The 26260-nt window shown below is 31.0% G+C and carries 16 protein-coding genes; 9 read left to right on the forward strand and 7 right to left on the reverse strand.

Annotation, left to right across the window (positions count from 1 at the left end; all coding sequences use genetic code 11):
• Nucleotides 1-240 precede the first annotated feature (240 nt).
• Nucleotides 241-2859, forward strand: a complete 2619-nt coding sequence (locus tag KM029_RS19445) for a TonB-dependent receptor domain-containing protein (protein WP_144076520.1) — start codon at nucleotides 241-243, stop codon at nucleotides 2857-2859.
• A gap of 73 nt (nucleotides 2860-2932) precedes the next feature.
• Here the strand turns inward: KM029_RS19445 and KM029_RS19450 are convergent, their stop codons facing one another.
• The 6 genes from KM029_RS19450 to KM029_RS19475 all read right to left on the reverse strand — a co-directional run bounded on the left by KM029_RS19450 (nucleotide 2933) and on the right by KM029_RS19475 (nucleotide 14834).
• Entirely contained in the window at nucleotides 2933-5887 is a 2955-nt protein-coding gene (locus KM029_RS19450) for an InlB B-repeat-containing protein (protein WP_144076521.1), read from the reverse strand.
• 219 nt (nucleotides 5888-6106) lie between these two features.
• Nucleotides 6107-7702, reverse strand: a complete 1596-nt coding sequence (locus tag KM029_RS19455) for a hypothetical protein (protein ID WP_144076522.1) — start codon at nucleotides 7700-7702, stop codon at nucleotides 6107-6109.
• 187 nt (nucleotides 7703-7889) lie between these two features.
• Nucleotides 7890-9485: a hypothetical protein gene (locus KM029_RS19460; protein WP_144076523.1), complete on the reverse strand. Its 1596-nt coding sequence runs from the start codon at nucleotides 9483-9485 to the stop codon at nucleotides 7890-7892.
• Between the two features lie 187 nt (nucleotides 9486-9672).
• The gene (locus tag KM029_RS19465; protein WP_144076524.1) at nucleotides 9673-11268 is read right to left on the reverse strand and encodes a hypothetical protein; all 1596 of its coding nucleotides are present in this window, start codon (nucleotides 11266-11268) and stop codon (nucleotides 9673-9675) included.
• A gap of 187 nt (nucleotides 11269-11455) precedes the next feature.
• Complete coding sequence (locus tag KM029_RS19470) at nucleotides 11456-13051, reverse strand: hypothetical protein (protein ID WP_144076525.1); 1596 nt, start codon at nucleotides 13049-13051, stop codon at nucleotides 11456-11458.
• 187 nt (nucleotides 13052-13238) lie between these two features.
• Nucleotides 13239-14834, reverse strand: coding sequence for a hypothetical protein (locus tag KM029_RS19475; protein WP_144076526.1), 1596 nt, complete (start codon nucleotides 14832-14834; stop codon nucleotides 13239-13241).
• 753 nt (nucleotides 14835-15587) lie between these two features.
• Between KM029_RS19475 and KM029_RS19480 the strand changes: the two genes are divergently transcribed.
• From KM029_RS19480 to KM029_RS19510, 7 genes are all read left to right on the forward strand, one after another.
• The gene (locus KM029_RS19480) at nucleotides 15588-16136 is read left to right on the forward strand and encodes a mechanosensitive ion channel family protein (protein WP_144076527.1); all 549 of its coding nucleotides are present in this window, start codon (nucleotides 15588-15590) and stop codon (nucleotides 16134-16136) included.
• Nucleotides 16137-16267: 131 nt separating this feature from the next.
• On the forward strand, nucleotides 16268-16843 hold the full coding sequence (locus KM029_RS19485; RefSeq protein WP_144076528.1) for a TetR/AcrR family transcriptional regulator: 576 nt from the start codon (nucleotides 16268-16270) through the stop codon (nucleotides 16841-16843).
• Between the two features lie 6 nt (nucleotides 16844-16849).
• The gene (locus tag KM029_RS19490) at nucleotides 16850-17992 is read left to right on the forward strand and encodes a hypothetical protein (protein WP_205125529.1); all 1143 of its coding nucleotides are present in this window, start codon (nucleotides 16850-16852) and stop codon (nucleotides 17990-17992) included.
• 16 nt (nucleotides 17993-18008) lie between these two features.
• Nucleotides 18009-18701 (forward strand): ABC transporter ATP-binding protein, encoded by a 693-nt coding sequence (locus tag KM029_RS19495; RefSeq protein ID WP_144076529.1) that lies wholly within the window; start codon nucleotides 18009-18011, stop codon nucleotides 18699-18701.
• A gap of 1 nt (nucleotide 18702) precedes the next feature.
• The gene (locus KM029_RS19500; protein WP_144076530.1) at nucleotides 18703-19878 is read left to right on the forward strand and encodes an ABC transporter permease; all 1176 of its coding nucleotides are present in this window, start codon (nucleotides 18703-18705) and stop codon (nucleotides 19876-19878) included.
• Entirely contained in the window at nucleotides 19878-21149 is a 1272-nt protein-coding gene (locus tag KM029_RS19505) for an ABC transporter permease (protein ID WP_144076531.1), read from the forward strand. Before KM029_RS19500 ends, KM029_RS19505 begins: the two co-directional genes overlap by 1 nt.
• 47 nt (nucleotides 21150-21196) lie before the next feature.
• Complete coding sequence (locus KM029_RS19510) at nucleotides 21197-21928, forward strand: outer membrane lipoprotein-sorting protein (RefSeq protein ID WP_144076532.1); 732 nt, start codon at nucleotides 21197-21199, stop codon at nucleotides 21926-21928.
• Between the two features lie 56 nt (nucleotides 21929-21984).
• Here the strand turns inward: KM029_RS19510 and KM029_RS19515 are convergent, their stop codons facing one another.
• A complete protein-coding gene (locus KM029_RS19515; RefSeq protein WP_144076533.1) occupies nucleotides 21985-22473 on the reverse strand; it encodes a hypothetical protein in 489 nt (162 codons plus the stop codon).
• Nucleotides 22474-22799: 326 nt separating this feature from the next.
• On the opposite strand from KM029_RS19515, the gene KM029_RS19520 reads away from it, so the two are divergent.
• Nucleotides 22800-26228, forward strand: coding sequence for a CHAT domain-containing protein (locus KM029_RS19520; RefSeq protein ID WP_144076534.1), 3429 nt, complete (start codon nucleotides 22800-22802; stop codon nucleotides 26226-26228).
• The last annotated feature ends 32 nt before the right edge of the window (nucleotides 26229-26260 follow it).

Here is a 26260-nt window from a genome sequence, read left to right on the forward strand (position 1 = left end):
ATTTGTATTAATGAATTAAAATTCACCTAATTATCCACAAGATGAAGAGTTATTTATCTAGTGTGTGTTGTTAACGAATCTAAACATTTCTAATTGTACTATTTCCTTAGGAAATTATTTTCAAATACACCACTTTTGCAAAACTTAAAGATATTTAATTTGTCTTAACAAAGTCATTCGTCAATTATAAAAGAATGATAAAACAACTTATATCTTAAACTTTTTATTAAGACTACAAAAATGAAATTTAATCTAATAACAATAAGTAAACATCTACTGTTTATTTCATTGTTGCTGTGTGTGACAACACTTACTTACGCTCAATCTAAACTTACAGGTAACGTAAAAGAATCTTCTAGTAGTGCAGCTATAGAATATGCCACTGTAGCATTGTATAACCAAGAAGATAACGCTCTAGTAACTGGTGTAGTTACTGATTCTGAAGGGAAATTTAGTATTCCTAAAGTTACCGAAGGAACCTACAAATTAACGGTTGCTTTTATGGGATTTGAAACGGCAACGAAAGAGAACATAAAAGTAAGTAAAGGACCTGTTAAATTAGGCACAATTAGCCTAAAGGAAGACAGCCAAATGCTTGCTGAAATTGAAGTGAAAGGAGAGACCTTAACAGCTGTAACAAAAGTAGATCGCCAAGTGTATGATGCTACTAAATTTGAGAACGCATCGGGAGGAACAGCTACAGATGTACTTAAAAATATGCCATCTGTTAGTATTAACGGTGAAGGTGATTTATCTGTACGTGGATCAACAGGTTTTGTAGTTTTACTAAACGGTAAACCTGTACAATCTGATGCAGCAACTATTTTAAATCAATTGCCCGCAAATGCCATTAAAAATGTTGAAGTAATAACTGCTCCTTCTGCCAAATATGATTCAGAAGGTAAGGCAGGGATTATCAATATTATTACTACAAAAGGTGCTGCCGATAGATTATATGCTCAAGTTAATTTGCGAATAGGAATGCCTGCAATCGAAAATTATGATAATCATAACAACCCACAACGTTATGGAGGTGATTTTACAATTGCTCAGCAAAAAAATAAAATAAACTGGTCTTTAGGTGCTTCTTACCAAAGAAATGATAAAGCTGGTAGAAGAGAAGGAGATGTTTGGACTATTATTGACGAAAGAAGTGATCCGAACGATGGATATAGAACAAATTTCCCTTCAGATGGAGAAAGAAGTTATGTTGAAGAGAATTATTCTGGTCGTTTTTCTTTTGGGTACGATCCAAACGAGAACAATACTTTTAATATTGCGGTTATGGGTGGTATTCGTGATAAAACACGTTTAGCAGATATTTATTACAATAATAACCAGAAATCTGATCCAACAACAGGAGCCCCAATAGGAGAGCCTTTTTCATATTATAACCATAACTCAAGAAACAGACAATCAGACTTTTTTGTGAGTAGTGTGGATTATGCGCACACTTTTGATAATGAATCAAAATTATCTGCTTCTGTACTGTACGAGTACACAATGCTTGGTGGCCCAACATATAACGATAACCAGAAAGGAAACTTTGATACACCAGAAGCTAATCAGTATTATTATTTAAGAGAAAGAAATACGAATGATAACCCTTTAAATGGTTTTAGAGCAAACATAGATTATAGCTTTAAACCTATGACTTTTGGACAAATTGATGTTGGATATCAATACAGAACTTTAGATCATAGAGGTGATTTTCAATATGATAGTGCTGTTATAATTGATGGTACTCCAACTGGGGAATGGAATCAAATACATAAGTATTCTTCTAATCTTAATTTAAATCGTGATATCCATAGTGCGTATGCACAACTTGCAGGAGAAAAAGGCAATTGGACATATGGTGTTGGTGTTCGTGGAGAGTACATGGACCGTGTATTAGATTATCAAGGAACGGCTCCGGGAGCAACAAAAGAAGTTTTAAACTATGATTACTTCAAGTTATTCCCGTCAGCAAATTTACAATATCAAATAAATGATGGTCTTGCAGTAAAGTCGGCTTATTCTAAGAGAGTTGAACGTACAACTACTTTTAAAATGAATCCTTTTAAGGAAAAAGAGCATTCAGAAACTTTAGAACAAGGTGATGCAAGCTTAGAACCTGAATTTATTGATTTAGTAGAATTGGGTGCAGTACAAGAAATTGGCGATCATACTATTTTTGCAACAGCTTATTTTAGAAATACACAAAATCTAATTAATAGAACAAATACAATTGATAGTGATTCTGTTTTAAACAGAGTATATACTAATGTAGGACAAAGTCAGGTATTTGGTTTTGAACTTGGAACTAGTTTGAAACTAACAAAATGGTGGGATTTCTATTTAGGGGGTAACGTTTACCACGATCATATAACTGGTGAGTTTAACTATGATGATACTGATAACTTATTATTAGTTTCTATGCCAATTGATACTCAGGCATGGCAGTATAGCTTTAATGTAAATTCAACTTTTGATATCACTAAAACATTGAGCTTAAACTTTGCTTTTAATTACTTATCAGAAAGAATTACAGCACAAGGTCAAGATTCTAGATTCTACAGTCCTAACTTATCAGTAAAGAAAACATTCTTAGACGATCGTTTAGCTGTTAATGTACAATGGTTAAACATGGATATGGGTGTACTAGAAACAAATGAGCAACGCATTACTACTTCTGGAGATTACACAGCATATGGTTATGGAGCTAATGCAGGTGCAGTAGTAGATAATAGCTTCTACACTACAACAAATTATGTATATGAAGTAGATCAAATTATGATCAATATTACGTATAACTTCAATAGCTTAAAGAACAAATCTAAAGGAGTGAAGAGCGAATTTGGTAATAAGGAGTTTTAATTAATTTATCTATTTTCAATTAAAAAAGCTCTCTCAGAACATCTGAGAGAGCTTTTTGATTTATAAAGTATTTTTATTCAATAATCAATTTACTTGATTTAATATTATGCTCTGCATTTGTAGCTCTAATAATATATAAACCTTGCTGAAGCGTACTTACATCAATTTTTTTACTGTAATTATGATTACTGTAAACTATTTTACCCGAGGTGTTATAAATTTCTATTTTGTTGAATTTGAAGTCAATGGTTATCTGATCACTTGTAGGATTAGGATAAAACGTAAGCATTTTTAAATCATTTTCTAATGAATTAATACTGTCTTTGGTCCATTTACCAAATAGCGTAATATTACCAGTACTACCATTGCTAATTTCTGTAATTTGATTGGAAAAAGAACTTTCAGAATACCAACCATTAAAAGTATAACCACTTCTTGTAGGTGTTGATAATGTAATTACTGCATCTTTTATCGTATAACTTGTAGGGTTTGAATTACTATCACCTTCATCATTATAAGTTATTGTATAAATTATCGGGTCCCATTTAGCATATAAGTTAAGATTTGCATTAGTACCAATAGCAATTGAAGCTATACTGTTTGTGAAAGCAACGTCGGTGTACCATCCTAAGAAAGTATATCCAGTTCTAGATGGATCTTGTAACGTAATGAGAGTAGTTCCATCATAAGTGCTTGGATTACTGGTATTTGTATAGGCATCATTGTATGTAATTGTATATGTAGGAGTTGTATTAGTCACCCATTTAGCATATAAGTTAAGATTTACATTAGTACCAATAGCAATTGAAGTTATACTGTTTGTGAATGTGGGGTTGGTGTACCACCCTAAGAAAGTATATCCAGTTCTAGAAGGGTCTTGAAGCGTAATGAGAGTAGTTCCATCATAAGTGCTTGGATTACTGGTGTTCGTATAGGCATCATTGTATGTAATTGTATATGTAGGATTTGTATTAGTAACCCATTTAGCGTATAAATTAAGGTTTGTATTAGTACCAATAGCAATTGAAGTTATACTATTTGTGAATGTGGGGTCAGTGTACCATCCTGAGAAAGTATATCCAGTTCTAGAAGGGTCTTGAAGCGTAATGAGAGTAGTTCCATCATAAGTGCTTGGATTATTAGTGTTCGTATAGGCATCATTGTATGTAATTGTATATGTAGGAGTTGCATTAGTCACCCATTTAGCATATAAGTTAAGATTTGTATTAGTACCAATAGCAATTGAAGTTATACTGTTTGTGAATGTGGGGTCAGTGTACCATCCTAAGAAAGTATATCCAGTCCTGAAAGGGTCTTGAAGCGTAATGAGGGTAGTTCCATCATAAGTGCTTGGATTACTGGTGTTTGTATAGGCATCATTGTATGTAATTGTATATGAAGAAGGAGTGTTAGCAATCCATTTAGCATAAATTGTAATATCAGCATTATAACCAGAAACTATTGAAGTAATACTATTGGTAAAAGAGGCGTCTGTATACCAACCATCAAAAGTATAATTTACTTTTGTTGCATTACTTAGAACTATAGTTGGGTCATCATGATAATAACTATATGAATTACTGTGAATTCCTTCATCAACAAAAGTAATTGTATAAGACACTCCAGAATAGTTAAATTTAGCATACAGGTTTAGGTTACCTGTTGTTCCTCTTGGAATTTGAGTATATGAATTTATAAAATTAGGTTCTGTATACCATGCTATAAAATAACTTCCTGTCACAGGGCCATCTAAATAATCTAATTGAAAAGAAGGAGTTTCTATTGTATAAGTTGCTGGTGTAGATGTACCTGAAACGTTCAGGTCTGTACCTCCATTTCTATGATATGTAATTGTGTAAGTTATTGGAGTCCATTTAGCAAATAATTGAACATCACTTGTTGTTCCAGATGCTATAGTAGTTATTCTACTACCATTAAAGTTTATGTCACCATACCATCCATCAAAAGTATAATGCGCTCTTGTTGGATTACTCAATGTTAAAAGTGCATCATTAGTATAAAAAGAACTTGGATTTGAAGTACTATTAACACCATTGTTTAAGTTGTATGTAATGGTATGCTTCTCATTCCATTTGGCATAAAGTATGATATTAGTAGCGCCATTTGGATTAATTGTATTTACTTGAGTAGAAAAATTACTATCAGAATACCACCCAATAAAAAGATCATCAGTATCTGTAGCAGGAGTTAAGGTGATAGTACCATCATTTACTGTGTAACTACTAGGATTTGAATGCGTTCTTCCAAAATTATACCCAATTGAATAATTTATTAAAGTCCATTTGGCATATATATCCAAATCTCCTGTATTCCCTTGAATATTTAAAGTAGTAATTTCATTTTGAAAAGTACTTTCTGTATACCAACCATCAAATCTATACCCTAATCTACTTGCTGGTGCAGACAAATTTCGATTGGTATTTGTAATAGTATAAGTTAATTGGTTTGTATGGCTACTAATAACATTGTGATAGGTAATGTTATAGTTTATTGGAGTAAAAACTGGATATAATACTACAGTTGATGTTGACGTTGAAGAAAAAGATGTTACTGCTGCAGAAGAAGAAGATCCTTGAGCATATTTAAAATTGTAACCATTAAGAGTTTGTGCTGTTAGAAGAACATTTGCTACATTATTTCCACTCAAACAGCCAACGTTAAAAGTTGTAGAAATTTGAAACCCTAGAGGACTTTGATTATCACTTGCACCAGTAATTTTTATTTCTGTAATTTGATTATTACTGAAAGAGTTTTGTTGAATACTAGTTACACTACTTGGTAATGTTACTTTAGTCAAATTCAGATTATCAAAAGCATTTGATGCAATGTTTTGAATTTCGCTACCATCTAAACTAGTAGGAATGATGATCTCGCCTCCGGTGGTGTAACTACAACTTGATAGTGTATGATTAGTAACTACAACATCGCTATCAGTTAAAGTGTATTGACTAAAAACAGTAGAGGTTGTAATAATAAAGATAAAAATTAGGTTTAATAACTTCTTCATATATTTACTTATTTGGTTATCAATAATTTAATATATAAAAGAGCGTTTCAATATAAATCAATGTTGTATTCTAAAGTAGGTGATATAAAATCATTAATTATTTCATGAAAATTAACTAAAATGAGTGTTTAATGAATTTGTATATTTTTACCTTATTACTTGAATAAGCCGTTTTTATGTATACTTGTAATTTCTAAAGTTTGTATTTTTTTCTATGTATTACCACACCTTAAACGGTTCAAATTTATTAGTTACTTCAGTAAGAATACTATCCGATTTAAAATGAAAAGCTTTTCCATCTCTTAGTTCCATATAATAGTATAGCTTCGCTTTTTTTCCAGTTTTGGTTGTTGCAGCCCGTATTACCCCTTGATTATTTTTTATGTTTTTCACATATTCATTAAGATCAAGAAAATGAGCTTCTTTTAAATTATAGGGCCTAGTAAAAGGAGAAGTAAATAAAATAGAAAACTTAGGAGTTATTTGTTCACCTTCAAAGTTATAAATAGTACTAATAGCACCGCCAATTGGTGAAGCAGAGATAACATACCCAAAGGCATTTTCTTCTGTTCGCCAGCCAGAGCGTGATACCATAGTTCCTTCTTGGTGATGGTTTCTTGGTACTATCTCAGTGCCTAGCGTATCGACTAGAAAGTAAATTTTTTCTTCTCTATCATTATAAGCTGAAACATGGCAAAAACTTCCATATTGATCGACTATATAAATATCTTTAGGTAAAATGGGAGCAATAGGTTCTAATTCGTCATTAAAATAATCTGTTTTATGTTCTTTAGTATTATTTGGAATAAGGAGTTTATAAGTGTTATGATTAAAAGGAAATAAATAATGAAATTTTTCATCTGTACTGTATTCATTTCCTTGTAAATCTACCACACGATTGAGACCGTATTTTAGAACAGGTTCATCTGAATCACTATATATATCTACTTCGTATTTATAGCTAAATTCTAAAAATAACCCGTTTTTTTGGACCAAATCGATACCACCTTCTTGTTCTATAGACTCATTTATTTTTTCACCAGTATTCGTAAATAAATAACTTTTAGATGGGTGTAATGAATCCAAATCATGGTAGGTATTATTTCTTATTGTAAGATATGTAGAGTCCCATGGACTACTATAGGATCTCCCAGAAGATTCAATATCATCATTTTTACAGATAATACATTCTCCTTTATAATTGACAATAATTGAATGTTGATAATTTTTATTTTTATACCTTTCAATCATCGTTTTTTTGTCAGAAAGATAATCTTGTCTTTCTTTATTAACCATTGAAATATTATAAGTATGTTGCCCTTGGTTAATAAAATTTTTTACGATTCTTGGATAAGAAAAAGCGAATTGCTTGTTTTTATAGCTAGCTGTTATTTTGTTGTCTTTTAAGGAATAAAAAGTAATATCCTTCTCTCTTCTATCTTCAGGTTCCTCAACAATAGCATAATGCCCATTACCAGTATAAAATATTCTTTTAGAGTTTACACCACAGTATTTTTTATAATACCAAGGAGATAGTCTTTCAGCCGTTTTAGCATCAAAAATAGCTTCTTTGTAAGCATCACCCTCTTTTTTTGCCCCGACAAAATATTTTGAGGTACCGTCAATTTCCGTACAAAGCGTTGTTGTGCAAAAATCTAATTTATTACCATCAGCATCATATACCAATAGGAAGTAATAATTTCCTTCCGAAGGTACGCCATTCCCAAATTTATTTACGATAGATACCCAACCTAGTTCTGGTATAATACTCCAAATACGCATTGGTCTACCACCTAGATATACTTTTTTTTCCATGGTATACCTGTCCACCAACCAGTAGGAGGTATCAGTATCCAAGTAGGGTATTAAAAAGTTGTGTTTTTCTTGAGGAGTATCAAAAAAATGTTTGTAATCTATTTTTGTGTGATTTGAAGATGAGCACCCCAATAGTACAAGTGCTATAATAGATAATATTAGTTTGTTCTTTAGCATAAAATATAATTTACCACACCTTAAACGGTTCAAATTTATTAGTTACTTCAGTAAGAATACTATCCGATTTAAAATGAAAAGCTTTTCCATCTCTTAGTTCCATATAATAGTATAGCTTCGCTTTATTTCCTGTTTTGGTTGTTGCAGCCCGTATTACCCCTTGATTATTTTTTATGTTTTTCACATATTCATTAAGATCAAGAAAATGAGCTTCTTTTAAATTATAAAATTGATTATAAGGTGATGTAAATAAAATAGAAAACTTAGGAGTTATTTGTTCTCCTTCAAAGTTATAAATAGTACTAATAGCACCGCCTATAGGAGAAGCAGAGATAACATACCCAAAGGCATTTTCTTCTCTATCCCATCCAGAAAGTGATATCATAGTTCCTTCTTGGTGATGGTTTCTAGGTACTATCTCTGTGCCTAGCGTATCGACAAGAAAGTAAATTTTTTCATCTCTATCATTATAAGCAGTAACTCCACAAAAACTTCCATATTGATCAGCTATAAAAATATCTTTAGGTAAAATAGGAGCAATTGGTTCTAATTTGTTGTTAAAATAATCTGTTTTATGGTCTTTAGTATTATTTGGAATAAGGAGTTGATAAGTGTTATGATTGAAAGGAAATAAATAATGAAACTTTTCATCAGTACTGTATTCATTTCCTTGTAAATCTACCACACGATTGAAGCCGTATTTTAGAACAGGTTCATCCGAATCACTATATATATCTACTTCGTATTTATAGCTGAATTCTATAAATAACCTGTTTTTTTGGACCAAATCTATACCACCTTCTTGTGCTATAGACTCATTTATTTTTTCACCAGTATTCGTAAATAAATAACTTTTAGAAGGGTGTAATGAATCCAAATCATGGTAGGTATTATTTCTTATTGTAAGATATGTAGAGTCCCATGGACTACTATAGTACCTCCCTGAAGATTCAATATCATCATTTTTACAGATAATACATTCTCCTTTATAATTGACAATAATTGAACGTTGATAATTTTTATTTTTATATCTTTCAATCATCGTTTTTTTATCAGAAAGGAAATCTTCTCTATTTCTATTAACAAGAGAAATATCATAAGTATGTTGACCTTGGTTAATAAAATTTTTCACAATACTAGGATAGGAATAATAAAGTTCCGAGTTTTTATAGAAAGCTGTAATTTTGTTTTCTTTTAAGGAATAAAAAGTAATATTATCTCCTATTGGGCTTTCAGGTTCATTAATAATAGCATAATGCCCATTACCAGTATAAAATATTCTTTTAGAGTTTACACCACAGTATTTTTTATAATACCAAGGAGATAGTCTTTCAGCAGTTTTAGCATCAAAAATAGCTTCTTTGTAAGCATCGCCTTCTTTTTTTGCCCCTACAAAATACTTTGAGGTACCGTCAATTTCGGTACAAAGCGTTGTTGTGCAAAAATCTAATTTATTACCATCTGCATCATATACCAGTAGGAAGTAATAATTTCCTTCCGAAGGTACGCCATTCCCAAATTTATTTACGATAGATACCCAACCTAGTTCTGGAATAATACTCCAAATACGCATTGGTCTACCACCTAAATATACTTTTTTTTCCATGGTATACCTGTCCACCAACCAGTAGGAGGTATCAGTATCCAAGTAGGGTATTAAAAAGTTGTGTTTTTCTTGAGGAGTATCAAAAAAATGTCTGTAATCTATTTTTGTGTGATTTGAAGATGAGCACCCCAATAGTACAAGTGCTATAATAGATAATATTAGTTTGTTCTTTAGCATAAAATATAATTTACCACACCTTAAACGGTTTAAATTTATTAGTTACTTCAGTAAGAATACTATCCGATTTAAAATGAAAAGCTTTTCCATCTCTTAGTTCCATGTAATAGTATAGCTTCGCTTTTTTTCCAGTTTTGGTTGTTGCAGCCCGTATTAACCCTTGATTATTTTTTATGTTTTTCACATATTCATTAAGATCAAGAAAATGAGCTTCTTTTAAATTATAGGGCCTAGTAAAAGGTGAAGTAAATAAAATAGAAAACTTAGGAGTTATTTGTTCACCTTCAAAGTTATAAATAGTACTAATAGCACCACCTACAGGAGAAGCAGAGATAACATACCCAAAAGAATTTTCTTCTGCTCTCCATCCAGAAAGTGATATCATAGTTCCTTCTTGGTGATGGTTTCTAGGTACTATCTCATTGCCTAGAGTATCGACTAAAAAATAGACATCTTCATCTCTGTCATTATATGCATTAACGCCACAAAAGCCTCCATATTGGTCAGCTATAAAAATACCTTTAGGTAAAATGGGCTCAATGGGTTCTAATTTGTTGTTAAAATAATCTGTACTATGTTCTTTTGTATTATCTGGAATAAGGAGTTCATAAGTGTTATGATTGAAAGGAGTTAAATAATGAAATTTTTCATCAGTACTGTATTCATTTCCCTGTAAATCTACGACACGATTGAAGCCGTATTTTAGAACTGGCTCATCCGAATCACTATATATATCTACTTCGTATTTATAGCTGAATTCTATAAATAACCTTTTTTTTTGAACCAAATCTATACCACCTTCTTGTGCTATAGACTCATTTATTTTTTCACCAGTATTCGTAAATAAATAACTTTTAGATGGGTGTAATGAATCCAAATCATGGTAGGTATTATTTCTTATTGTAAGGTATGTAGAGTCCCATGGACTACTATAGTACCTCCCTGAAGATTCAATATCATCATTTTTACAGATAATACATTCTCCTTTATAATTGACAATAATTGAACGTTGATAATTTTTATTTTTATACCTTTCAATCATCGTTTTTTTATCAGAAAGGAAATCTTCTCTATTTCTATTAACAAGAGAAATATCATAAGTATGTTGACCTTGGTTAATAAAATTTTTCACAATACTAGGATAGGAATAATAAAGTTCCGAGTTTTTATAGAAAGCTGTAATTTTGTTTTCTTTTAAGGAATAAAAAGTAATATTATCTCCTATTGGGCTTTCAGGTTCATTAATAATAGCATAATGCCCATTACCAGTATAAAATATTCTTTTAGAGTTTACACCACAGTATTTTTTATAATACCAAGGAGATAGTCTTTCAGCAGTTTTAGCATCAAAAATAGCTTCTTTGTAAGCATCGCCTTCTTTTTTTGCCCCTACAAAATACTTTGAGGTACCGTCAATTTCGGTACAAAGCGTTGTTGTGCAAAAATCTAATTTATTACCATCTGCATCATATACCAATAGGAAGTAATAATTTCCTTCCGAAGGTACGCCATTCCCAAATTTATTTACGATAGATACCCAACCTAGTTCTGGAATAATACTCCAAATACGCATTGGTCTACCACCTAAATATACTTTTTTTTCCATGGTATACCTGTCCACCAACCAGTAGGAGGTATCAGTATCCAAGTAGGGTATTAAAAAGTTGTGTTTTTCTTGAGGAGTATCAAAAAAATGTTTGTAATCTATTTTTGTGTGATTTGAAGATGAGCACCCCAATAGTACAAGTGCTATAATAGATAATATTAGTTTGTTCTTTAGCATAAAATATAATTTACCACACCTTAAACGGTTCAAATTTATTAGTTACTTCAGTAAGAATACTATCCGATTTAAAATGAAAAGCTTTTCCATCTCTTAGTTCCATATAATAGTATAGCTTCGCTTTATTTCCAGTTTTAGTTGTTGTAGCCCGTATTAATCCTTGATTATTTTTTATGTTTTTCACATATTCATTAAGATCAAGAAAATGAGCTTCTTTTAAATTATAGGGCCTAGTAAAAGGTGAAGTAAATAAAATAGAAAACTTAGGAGTTATTTGTTCACCTTCAAAGTTATAAATAGTACTAATAGCACCGCCAATTGGTGAAGCAGAGATAACATACCCAAAGGCATTTTCTTCTGTTCGCCAGCCAGAGCGTGATACCATAGTTCCTTCTTGGTGATGGTTTCTTGGTACTATCTCAGTGCCTAGCGTATCGACTAGAAAGTAAATTTTTTCTTCTCTATCATTATAAGCTGAAACATGGCAAAAACTTCCATAATGATCGACTATAAAAATATCTTTTGGTAAAATAGGAGCAATGGGTTCTAATTTGTTGTTAAAATAATCTGTGTTATGGTCTTTAGTATTATTTGGAATAAATAATTCATAAGTGTTATGATTGAAAGGAGTTAAATAATGAAATTTTTCATCAGTACTGTATTCATTACCCTGTAAATCTACCACACGATTGAAGCCGTATTTTAGAACAGGTTCATCCGAATCACTATATATATCTACTTCGTATTTATAGCTAAATTCCAAAAACAACTTGTTTGTTTGTATCAAATCGATACCACCTTCTTGTGCTATAGACTCATTTATTTTTTCACCAGTATTCGTAAACAAATAACTTTTAGAAGGGTGTAATGAATCCAAATCATGGTAGGTATTATTTCTTATTGTAAGATATGTAGAGTCCCATGGACTACTATAGGATCTCCCAGAAGATTCGACACCATCATTCTCACAAATAATACATTCTCCTTTATAATTGACAATAATTGAATGTTGATAATTTTTATTTTTATACCTTTCAATCATCGTTTTTTTGTCAGAAAGATAATCTTGTCTTTCTTTATTAACCATTGAAATATTATAAGTATGTTGACCTTGGCTAATAAAATTTTTTACGATTCTTGGATAAGAAAAAGCGAATTGCTTGTTTTTATAGCTAGCTGTTATTTTGTTGTCTTTTAAGGAATAAAAAGTAATATCCTTCTCTCTTCTATCTTCAGGTTCCTCAACAATAGCATAATGCCCATTACCAGTATACACTATTCTATTAGAGTTTACACCACAGTATTTTTTATAATACCAAGGAGATAGTCTTTCAGCCGTTTTAGCATCAAAAATAGCTTCTTTGTAAGTGTTGCCCTCTTTTTTTGCCCCGACAAAATATTTTGAGGTACCGTCAATTTCGGTACAAAGCGTTGTTGTGCAAAAATCTAATTTATTACCATCAGCATCATATACCAATAGGAAGTAATAATTTCCTTCCGAAGGTACGCCATTCCCAAATTTATTTACGATAGATACCCAACCTAGTTCTGGAATAATACTCCAAATACGCATTGGTCTACCACCTAAATATACTTTTTTTTCCATGGTATACCTGTCCACCAACCAGTAGGAGGTATCAGTATCCAAGTAGGGTATTAAAAAGTTGTGTTTTTCTTGAGGAGTATCAAAAAAATGTCTGTAATCTATTTTTGTGTGATTTGAAGATGAGCACCCCAATAGTACAAGTGCTATAATAGATAATATTAGTTTGTTCTTTAGCATAAAATATAATTTACCACACCTTAAATGGTTCAAATTTATTAGTTACTTCAGTAAGAATACTATCCGATTTAAAATGAAAAGCTTTTCCATCTCTTAGTTCCATGTAATAGTATAGCTTCGCTTTTTTTCCTGTTTTGGTTGTTGCAGCCCGTATTACCCCTTGATTATTTTTTATGTTTTTCACATATTCATTAAGATCAAGAAAATGAGCTTCTTTTAAATTATAGGGCCTAGTAAAAGGAGAAGTAAATAAAATAGAAAACTTAGGAGTTATTTGTTCACCTTCAAAGTTATAAATAGTACTAATAGCACCGCCAATTGGTGAAGCAGAGATAACATACCCAAAGGCATTTTCTTCTGTTCGCCAGCCAGAGCGTGATACCATAGTTCCTTCTTGGTGATGGTTTCTTGGTACTATCTCAGTGCCTAGCGTATCGACTAGAAAGTAAATTTTTTCATCTCTATCATTATAAGCAGTAACTCCACAAAAACTTCCATATTGATCAGCTATAAAAATATCTTTAGGTAAAATAGGAGCAATTGGTTCTAATTTGTTGTTAAAATAATCTGTTTTATGGTCTTTAGTATTATTTGGAATAAGGAGTTGATAAGTGTTATGATTGAAAGGAAATAAATAATGAAACTTTTCATCTGTACTGTATTCATTTCCTTGTAAATCTACCACACGATTGAAGCCGTATTTTAGAACTGGCTCATCCGAATCACTATATATATCTACTTCGTATTTATAGCTGAATTCTATAAATAACCTTTTTTTTTGAACCAAATCTATACCACCTTCTTGTGCTATAGACACATTTATTTTTTCACCAGTATTCGTAAATAAATAACTTTTAGATGGGTGTAATGAATCCAAATCATGGTAGGTATTATTTCTTATTGTAAGGTATGTAGAGTCCCATGGACTACTATAGTACCTCCCTGAAGATTCAATATCATCATTTTTACAGATAATACATTCTCCTTTATAATTGACAATAATTGAACGTTGATAATTTTTATTTTTATACCTTTCAATCATCGTTTTTTTATCAGCGAAATGATCTTCTTTGTATTTATTAATTGGTGAAATATCATAAGTATGTTGACCTTGGCTAATAAAATTTTTTACAATTCTTGGATAATAAAAAGCGAATTGCTTGTTTTTATAGCTAGCTGTTATTTTGTTGTCTTTTAAGGAATAAAAAGTAATATCCTTCTCTCTTCTATCTTCAGGTTCCTCAACAATAGCGTAATGCCCATTACCAGTATACACTATTCTATTAGAGTTTACGCCACAATATTTTTTATAATACCAAGGAGATAGTCTTTCTGCCGTTTTAGCATCAAAAATAGCTTCTTTGTAAGCATCACCCTCTTTTTTTGCCCCTACAAAATACTTTGAGGTACCGTCAATTTCGGTACAAAGCGTTGTTGTGCAAAAATCTAATTTATTACCATCAGCATCATACACCAGTAGGAAATAATAATTTCCTTCCGAAGGTACGCCATTCCCAAATTTATTTACGATAGATACCCAACCTAGTTCTGGAATAATACTCCAAATACGCATTGGTCTACCACCTAAATATACTTTTTTTTCCATGGTATACCTGTCCACCAACCAGTAGGAGGTATCAGTATCCAAATAGGGTATTAAAAAGTTGTGTTTTTCTTGAGGAGTATCAAAAAAATGTCTGTAATCTATTTTTGTGTGATTTGAAGATGAGCACCCCAATAGTACAAGTGCTATAATAGATAATATTAGTTTGTTCTTTAGCATAAAATATAATTTACCACACCTTAAACGGTTCAAATTTATTAGTTACTTCAGTAAGAATACTATCCGATTTAAAATGAAAAGCTTTTCCATCTCTTAGTTCCATGTAATAGTAGAAGATGTTTTAGTAACCTGCCAATTATTTTTTAGCTGTACTTTATCCTTCTTCTGTTTAGTTAGTTCTTGTTCTAGCATTGAAGTATTTTGATTCTAATTTTTAAATGAAATAGTTTAGTTCATTACAAATATCCACCTTAATTTATTATAGTTTTAGATTAGTCTAGTTAGTTTTTTAAATTAAGTATTACGGATATTCAAACATAATTTAATAAAATAGAGAAAAAAAATAATCTGTATAATTTTTGGAGTGTTTTATATAAAATCAAATGTAATGTGATTACTAAATTTTTGTATAAAGATCTTTATTTATATCACAATTTTAACTCAATAAAAAATTCAAGAAATCCATAAAAATATATTGTCATTTTATACTTATTAATAATGTATTCTTCTTGTTTTTTTAGAAAGAAGCCTATCTTTGATTAATAAAAAATAAGACTTCTTTATAATAATAAATCAATGGAACCCATCAATATAAAAATATTAGTTACAGGAATTATAATTGTATTGTCGTTTATAGGGCAATCTGTGGTTAAGAAGCACATAGCAAAGTATGCAGATAAAAAGGGATTTTCGGTGCATAGAAAAGTATATGTAAGTAACTTTTTTGGTTTTCTGATGTCTATGTTAATTGTAATAGGTTTAATTATTACATGGGAAGTTTCTTTTCAGGGAATTGCGGTGTATTTAGCGTCTATTTTTACATTGTTGGGTGTGGCTTTTGTTGCGGCTTGGTCTATGTTAAGTAATATAACAGCCTCTTTAATTTTATTCTTTGCCTATCCTTTTAAAATTGGAGATTATGTTCGCATTCAAGATGGTGGAGAGAACTCTGTAGAAGGGACTATTATTAATATCACTTTATTTAATATTAGAATTCTTACAGAAGATGATATTGAAGTTTCTTATCCAAATAATTTGGCTTTACAGAAGCCAATAAAACGCTACCGTAAAAAGGCAATAAAGCCAAAAGATATGGAAGAAGATGACCTTAACAGGTTTGATTAAATAAATAGTACTAAACTAAAAAACTGCTTCAATAAAGATTTGAAGCAGTTTTTTTATGTTAAATATTGAATAATGTTACTTATTTGTTTGTTTGTTACTAAATTAGTATCAAATAAATATTTAGTAACATAATGAAGTCGAAAAGTAAAATTTTAGAGGTTGGGAAAGAGCTGTTTTTTAAAAATAGTATAAAGAAGGTTAGTGTTACAGATATAATAGAAAAAGCGGATGTTTCTAAAATGACCTTTTATAGAAACTTCAATAATAAGGAGGACTTAATTATATCTATTCTTGAAGAACTAAATTCTAAAGCCATGTTGGAGTATAAAAGCATGGTTGAAAAGGATATTACTTTTAAAGAAAAGCTAATTAAACTAATAGCATTAAAAATAGAATTTTCGAAATCGTTCAGTAAAGAATTTCTGATTGAATTAATGCACCTTTATGCGGAAAGCAAGGAAGTTACGGGTAGACTAGCAGAGATGAAAAATGAAGGGCAGGCAGTTTTTATTCAAGAAATACTTAAAGCAAAAGCAAATGGTGAGGTTAATGAGAATTTAAGTGTTGCTTTTATAATTGCTATGATAGAACATTATCAATTGTTTATAGAAGATGAAAAACACCTTAGCCTATTTAATTCAACCGAAGAATTGATTGCCAATACAATGCATTTATTTTGTTTTGGTTTAAGTGGTAATTCAAAGTAACATGATATGAAAAAGTTTATACTATTATTAATAGTTCCTGTTTATATCAATATAGCAAATGCACAATCAGAGTTTGATTTTAATGGTATGCTTGTAGGGTTTACTACTTATTCTCCAGAAGCAGAAGAATTGAATTTATGGAGTGGTGCAAGGTACATACCTGAATTAAAATTTGAGCATAAATTTGATTCCCTAAATTCATTATCTGCATTTGTTTCTGCCAATTTGTACGGGTCTGTTCAATATGTAAACGGAACGCCTATTTGGGAGGGAACAGTAGCTCCTTATAGAGGTTGGGTAAGGTATGAATATGGTAATAGTGAAGTTAGAGTTGGGCTTCAAAAAATAGACTTTGGTTCATCAACATTATTACGCCCAATGCAGTGGTTTAATCAAATAGACCCTAGAGACCCTTTAGGGTTAACAAACGGTGTTTATGCTGCTCTAGGGCGGTACTATTTTAAGAATAATACCAATATTTGGCTTTGGTCTTTGTATGGTAACGAAGAAAGGAGAGGCTACGATGCTTTACAAACTGTAAAAGACATTCCTGAATTTGGTGGCAGATTGCAACTACCTACACCAAAAGGCGAGATTGCTTTTTCTTATCACCACAGAGAAGCTGTATTAGATACTCGCTGGGATGTAAATAACCCATTGTATATAGAAACTCCAGAGAATAGAATTGGTATAGACGGGAAATGGGATGTTATTGTTGGTTTTTGGTTTGAAGGCACATATACCAAAACAAAAGAGAACATAGGTATCCTTACAAATCAAACACTTTTTGATGTTGGGGCAGATTATACTTTACCTATTGGAAGTGGTCTTAATGTAGTTGCTGAACACATGTTTACATGGTATGGTGAAGAGTTTGATCATGCAGAATATAAAGGCAATACTACAGCTTTGTCCATCAATTATCCTCTAAGTTTTTTCGATAATATATCTCTAATGATTTATAGGGATTGGGCTAATGATGGAAATGGATTTTATGGAACTTACAATCATGATTTCTCAATTTGGACAGGTTATGTAATGGTGTATTATAATCCAACAGTAGCTTCTTCAGCACCAACAGTTACTAACGATTTAAATCAATTTACACCTGGTTTTGGTGTACGATTAATGGCGGTATTAAATCATTAAAAAAATATATATTCAGATGGATAAAAGTATCATAGACATACAAGATGTTACCAAAAGATTTCCAGTAGGAGATACAGAATTTACAGCACTAAGAAACATCAATTTAAAAATTGAAAAAGGGGAATTTACAGGGTTAATAGGGCCGAGTGGTTCTGGTAAAACAACCTTATTAAATTTAGTAGGAGCTTTAGACGAACCGTCTGATGGAAAAATTTTGATAAGTGGTAAAAATGTGGCGGCAAAATCAGATGAAGAATCGGCTTTATTGAGAAATGAACATATAGGTTTCATTTTTCAGAGTTATAACTTATTGCCAGTTTACACTATTTTCGAAAATGTTGAATTTCCATTATTACTTCAAAAAATGGGGAAAGAGGAACGCAAAAAAGAAGTAATGCAAGCATTAGAGTGGGTAGGATTAGCAGATATAGCAAATAAAAAGCCTTCACAAATTTCTGGCGGACAAGCACAGCGTGTAGCCATTGCAAGATCAATTGTAAAAAAGCCAGACATAGTTTTAGCAGACGAACCTACAGCAAATTTAGATTCAGAAAATGCTTATAAAATAATGGATATTCTGAAAAAATTAAACGAGGATTTAGGCATCACTTTCTTGTTTTCATCGCATGATTCTAAAGTAATTGACTATCTAAAACGAATAATTTCTTTAGAAGACGGAAAGGTAATTAAAGACGAAACAAAGCGTTAATATGAATACTTTATATCATTTTACCCTAAGTTTTAAATTGGCCTTTAGGAACATCATTAGTTCAGGTTTAAGAACATGGCTAACTATAATTACGTTAGCATTGGCTTTTGTCATGATTTTGTTCTTTAACTCAATGTACAAAGGTTGGGAATACCAAGGGATAATCGACCAAGAAGATTGGGAATTTGCACAAGGGCATTTAACTCACCCTGAATACGATAAACTAGACCCTTTTACTATAGAAAGTGGACATGGAACATTTGAAGATAACCCACATGCAATACCTGTATTAATCATTCAAGCCAATATTTATCCAGAAGGAAGAATGTTGCCTATTTTACTAAAAGGAATACCTTCTGACCAACAAATAGTAAAACTCCCAACACATAAATTTAAACATTCTGAAGCAGAAATTCCTGTAATTATTGGAGAAGGAATGGCACAGAACAATCATTTAAAAGTAGGAGATAAAATACTAATGCGTTGGAAAGATAATAAAGGAACTTTTGATGCTAAAAATGTTACAATAGAAGCCATATTTAAAACATCTGTACCAACTGTAGATGCAGGGCAAATATGGATAGATATCAATACGTTATGGAGTTTGACAGGAAAGAAACAGGAAGCCACTTACTTTTTATGTGATGCCGATTTTGATCAATCAAAAACAGGAGATTGGAAGTTTTCTTCTAAAGATGAACTCTTAAAAGATTTTTATGCAATGATAGAAATGAAATCTTCATCGAGTGTATTTCTTTATGGCATCTTAATGATTATTGCTTTAATCGCAATTTTTGATTCTCAAGTATTCTCCGTTTTCAAACGTCAAAAAGAAATAGGAACGTATATAGCACTCGGTTTTACTAAAAAACGTGTTACATTTTTATTTACAGTAGAAGGTGTAATGTATGCATTACTTGCAATTATTGTAGGTACTGTTATCGCACTTCCACTAATTAGTTGGTTAAATACAGTAGGTATTCCAATGTCTGCCAATCAAGAGGCATCCAAAGAAATGGGAGTGACCATAGGTGAATACATTTATCCGCTTTTAACAACAGGGTTATATCTAAAAACAGTGTTATGGATTATTGGCTTATCTGCAATTGTAAGCTATTTACCTGTTAGAAAAATTGCAAAAATGAATACAGTAGATGCACTTAAAGGAAAGAAATAATGTTCGAATTTTTATTTAAAGGGCTAATAAGAGACAAAAGTAGAAGCCTCCTTCCTGTAATTGTGGTTGGGTTAGGTGTATCACTTTCTGTGTTTTTTGTAGGCTATATGAAAGGAGCTTTGGGTGATGTAATCGAAATGAATGCTCGTTTTGGTACAGGACATGTTAAAGTTATGACAAGAGAATATATCAAAAATATATCTCAAAAACCTTTGGATTTATCTATATACGATGCAAGTGATGTGATTGCAGATTTAGAAGATAAATTTCCAACAATGGATTGGGTAAAACGTGTATCATTTGGTGGTATACTTGATGTACCCAACGAACAAGGACAAACTAAAACGCAAGGAATTGCTGGAGGTTTAGCATTCGATATGTCAGAAAATAGTTCTGATTTAAAAAGAATGAAATTAAAAGAAAGTATTAAAAAAGGAAGGTTACCGAATGCACCATTTGAGATACTGCTTGGAGAAGGTTTAGCCAAAAGAATGAAAGTAAAACTAGGCGATAATATTACTTATTTTGGTACAACAATGGACGGTAGTATGTCTTTTCAGAATTTTAAATTTGTAGGTACAATTGGTTTTGGAACTTCTGTATTAGACGATAAAACATTTATTATTTCTTTAAAAGATGCAGAATACATTTTAGATATGGACGATGCAGCTCAAGAAATTTTTGGTTTTTTACCCAACGATACATACGATGAAGAAAAAGTACAGGAAGTAAAGACAATATACAATGCTTCGTTAAAAGTAAATAAAGATGAGTTTGCACCAGAAATGTTAGCACTTAGAGATCAAAATGGTTTGGCTTATATGTTAGATATGAGTGCTTCAATGTCTAGCATTTTTACTGTTTTCTTTATAATTGCAATGTCCATTGTTTTATGGAATACAGGGTTGTTAGGAGGACTAAGAAGATATACAGAATTTGGTATTAGGATAGCAATTGGAGAATCTAAAAAAGCAATTTATAAATCTTTAATTTTAGAAGCCTTGGTTGTTGGTGTAATAGGTTCTGCATTAGGAACATTACTTGGTATTTTATGTACATATTATTTACAGGAAGTAGGTATTGATATTAGTAGCATGATGGGGCAAAGTAATATGATAATGTCCAATATTATAAGAGCTCAAGTTGTTCCCCAGCAATTATGGATAGGCTTTATCCCGGGAGTGTGTGCAACTGTTTTAGGAGCATTACTATCTGGAAGAGGAATATTCAAACGTCAAACGTCAACATTATTCAATGAATTAGGGGTTTAATTTAATTCAAATTCAAAGCCTATTTAAGGGTAATAAAAATATAAAAAATGAAAAAGCTATTATCACTAGTATTTGCACTGATTACAAGCACTATTTATGCTCAAGATCCTGTGGCGATGCTAAAGAAAATCGATGACAATATGTATTCTGCGACAAAAATCTCTACTGCTAAGATGATTGTACACGGAAAGAGAAAAGATAAAGAAATTGTATCAAAGGGATATTCTAGAGGCACTACAGATTCTTTTACAGAATACCTTTCACCAGCTAGAGAAAAAGGTACAAAAATGCTCAAATTAGATGATAAATTATGGATTTATTCTCCATCATCGGATAGAACAATTCAAATTTCAGGGCACATGCTAAGACAATCGGTAAATGGATCGGACATGTCTTACGAAGACATGATGCAAGAACGTAAATTGGTGGATATGTATGCTCCAACCATTTTGGGAGAAGAAGAAATGAATGGTGAACTGTGCTACATTTTAGAGTTAGAAGCTATTGTTGATGACCCAGCTTATCAAAAAATTAAAATGTGGGTAGACAAAGAACATTATGTACCAATGCGCCAAGACCTTTTTGCAAAAAGTGGACAAATGCTAAAAACCATCAACATGGAAGATATTCGACCTGTAAATGGTAAGTATTATCCTTTTAAAATGAATTATAAAGATGTTTTAAAAGATGGTAAAGGAACTGATTTTATTATAATTGAAATGGAAGATAATGTTCCAATCTCAGATAACGTGTTTAATAAAGCGAATTTAAAGAAGTAGTTCCAAACAATAAAAGGAGTGCCTAAACTCTCCTTTTATTGTTTCATACCTTTTATTTATTTACATGGTAATTGAAAATCTGGGTTGTTGATTGAAGAACCATACTCAGTCTCAATAGCATAGAAAATAGTAACATTAGTAGTATCACAATTTTTAATGGTTAGCACAAATTGACGTGAGTCATACTCTGCTTTATACCTAATTTGTTGCCCATCAGGAGAAGTTACATCAACTATATATGATAATTGACCTGTTTCATCATGGGTATAACCAGAACTATTTAAAGTGAAACCATCATTATTAACAAGTTCTTTACCCAATCTACTTACAAAGGTACAGGAGTAAATTATTCCATTCGGAATTGCATCATTTGTATAATCTGCATCACCATCATCAAATGGATTGTCTTTACCATAATTAATATCATCATCATAAATAGGTGCAATTGGCTCTGGTGAAGTTGGCTCAATATCATTAGAAGTTGAACAAGAAGATACAAATGCTGTAATAGCTATTACCAAAATATAAAGGATATTATTTTTCATATAATTTAATTCGTGAACAAATGATTTATGTTTGATGTTAAACTATACGTCGTTTGTTTAGGTTACGAACTTTTGTGTTTTGTTATCCTATGGTAATTTTTGATAGGGCTTTTGTCTATTTTATTGATGTTTGATAAGAAATTTTGACGAAAAAAAGGGGTGTATTAATAAAAGTGGATTCTTTAGAAAGAAAGCTTGCAGATAAATTTCATTGTATTTATATTATATAACATTAAGATTTTTTTATAAAAAGAAACAAAGAATTAATTTTAGTGTTTATAACAATACTATCGTTTTCAAACTACAAGTCTCCTAGAATTACTACTGTGAAAAATCTACTACTCATAATATCATTACTGTTCTGTGCAGTTCAGTTTTGTAATGCAACAAGTACAATCAATAACGAAAGGTTGTATGTTGACTCTCTTACTACTTTACAACAGAGTGGAAGATTGATAGAAGCCAAAGAATTATCTATTCAATGGATAAATAAGATAAAAGAACAACATGGTGAGGTGTCTGTTCAACTTGTTGTGCCATTAATTTTTTCGTCAAAATTAGGTATTGGTAGAAGAGAGTATAAACTTTCTATTCATCATTTAGAAGAGGCGATTGCCATAATGAACAAAACTACTGGATGGTTATACCCAGATTACGGGTTGGCGTTAAATCTTCTAATTTTATGTAAAACCCAACAACATGATTTGTTTGGGGCCTTAGGTTATTTAAACGAAGTAGAAGTTATTTATCAGAAAACACTATCAACAGAACATATTGATTATGGATATACCATTTTAAATAAAGCATTAATAGAACAACTAAAAGGTAATTTTTTAAATGCTGAAGGTTTCTTTTTTGATGCTTTAGAATTTAATGAAATACAATACAACACATCAGGAAGAGTTTTTATTCAAACAGAATGGATTAAAGTTTTACTTGCTGATTTGTATGTACAATGGTATAAACCGAAAGAAGCTACAGAACTTTTAAAAATGGTAGATAAAGCTGTAGTAGATCTAAATCAGTTAGACAGCCCGTTATATGCACAGGTAGTCTTAACTTATGGAGATGCAATGATGCTTAAAGAAAACTTTGATATAGCACTTTCTTACTATAATAAATTTGAAAAGAACATAGCGATAACATTAGGGAAGTCACATCCTTGGTATTTTATAGGTCTACATAAAATTGCAAAAGTATATAAAAGACAATCTAAGTTTGAAACAGCTAAACGTTTATTAGTAAACATAGAAGGACACTATAATCCAGAGTTTTTTGATAAAAATGAATTTACAGAAGTGTTATTAGATCTTGCAAAAATTAATATCAACCAAGGTTATATTCAAAATGCAGAAGACTATTTAGCAAAAATTCAAACTACGAATTATGATAAAAGAAGCCTGAAATATTATTATCTAAGTCTAAAAGGAAAATTAAGTTTTATGAAAGGTGATTATATTGATTCTGAACTACATGTAACAGAATTAATATCACTTATAAGACAAGAGAAAGTTTATTATTCACCTCATTACAATACTGCTGTAGTTACATTAGTAGACCTTGATTTAATTTTAGGTAGGTTAGAAGATGCAAAGAAAGCAGCATCAACAGAACTTAATTTTCTCACCAAAAGAGAAATGTCGAATTCTATAGATTTTATAAAGATTGTATTGAGTGATATTAGTGCTGCTTTAGCATTAGAAGATACTGTTGGAGCATTAGTAAGAATAGAAAATTGCGAAAAGCTAATTTTAGAAAAATGCCAAAAATACCATTACTTAATGGTACGTGTAAACTACTTAAAAGGAATTTACTTTACTTTAAGAAATGAACTTGATAAAGCACAAGAAGCCTATGCGTTAGCTTTAACAATTTCTCAGAAATTAGGTATCCAATCTGGCGAATATTATTCGCTAATAATTATTGATGCAATAGCAAATATTCTTGTAGATAAAGGGGAACTTGATAATGCTTTAGAACAATACAACAAGCTTACAAATTCGTTTAGTGAAGCATCTATATATCAACCTGCATTACTAGGAAGAATAGCCTATATTAAAGCTTTAAAAGGTGAAATGAGACAAGCTGAGAAAATAATTATTAAGGCAACAAATATGCGCTTTTCTCAGTACGAAAAGAACCTAAAGTTCTCTAGCGAAGATGAGAAAATTCAATACATACATAATACTAAAAAAGTGTTTTCATTTTTCTTTACCATATTTATTATGCAAGGAGATAATGTATCTGATGCAATGTTGAGCCAATGTTACAATATTCAATTGAATTATAGAAAGTACTTTCTGAATGAAGCAATAACAAGAAATAAAAAAATAAATGATTTAGGGGCTTATAGAGATGAATTAAGGTTTGATAATTATTTAGATGTAATGGTAGAGATGAAGTCACAATTGGCTGCTGTGAATTATATGTCAAAATCTGAAAGAAAAAAAGTAGGCTATAATTCTTTTGTAACTAGAGATAGAATTAACAACCTTGAGAAATCCTTAGTTTATGCAAGTGATGCAGTAGGAGATACAAAACTAGAAAAAAACTATATTGATTGGTCTGATATACAGACAGAATTAACAGAGAATGAAATTGCACTTGAAATTATTAAAATAAATGATGTTCAAGATTCTGTCTCTAAATATATTGCACTTTGTATTCACAAAAACAGTGAAGTACCTAATTTGATCGAGATTGGTGAAGCGTCTACTTTAGAAGGTATAGCATTAAAAAGCTATACAAAAACTACTTCTCCAGCTAGTAGATCACTTACTTTTAAAGGTACATCATCTACTACTGTAGACCCTTACAGTACATATTGGAAACCAATTAAATCATTCATTGATTCATTAGCAATCCCAGAACCTTCAATTATTGTAAGTAATGATGCCGTCTATAATCTATTAAGTTTAAATACCCTTAAAAATCCAAAAACAGGAAAAAATGTTATTGAGGAAGATAAAATTAGATTAGTGACCAGTACTTCTCAGGTTTTTAGATCAAAAGATCAAAAGTTTAATAATAAAGATATTCTGTTAATGGGTAATCCTGAATTTTCAACATTAGAAAGTAGAGAGGCGTTGAGTAGATCTATGGAAGAAAGTGAAGATGAAGATAGTTACTTTTTTGAATTAGATGATTTGCCTGCTACAGCAAAAGAAGTACAAAATACTGAAGAATTGTTTAAAGCAAAAAATTGGAATGTTACATCACTTACTAGAGAAAAAGCAACTGAGAATTATATTAAAAACTTAAAAACATCGCCTTCAATTTTACACATTGCTACACATGGTTTTTACATAAATCAATTGTCTAACCCAGTATCATCAAATGCTTTATTAAAATCTGGCTTATTCTTTTCAGAAATTTCTGACAGGTATACAGACGATATTAATGCAATTTATACATCTGGAAATGACGGTATACTAACAGCCTATGAAGCAAAATCATTAAATTTAAAAAACACAAGGTTAGTTATTCTTTCAGCTTGTCAGACGGGTTTAACTGATGTATCTGAAGGTGATGGAATCTCTGGATTGCAATATGCATTTAGTATAGCAGGAGCTAAGTCTATAATTATGAGTTTATGGAGTGTAGATGATAGAGCTACCCAATTATTGATGAATACTTTTTATGAAAGATGGATGTCTACCGGAAATAAAGAAATTGCTTTTAGAGAGGCTCAACTTGTTGTTAAGAAAGAATATGTAAAACCTTACTACTGGGGTGCATTTATATTGGTAAATTAGAAAAATTAATCAATTTCCTGATTGATTAATTA

The organism is Flammeovirga kamogawensis (assembly GCF_018736065.1).
In the GTDB taxonomy this organism is placed as follows: domain Bacteria; phylum Bacteroidota; class Bacteroidia; order Cytophagales; family Flammeovirgaceae; genus Flammeovirga; species Flammeovirga kamogawensis.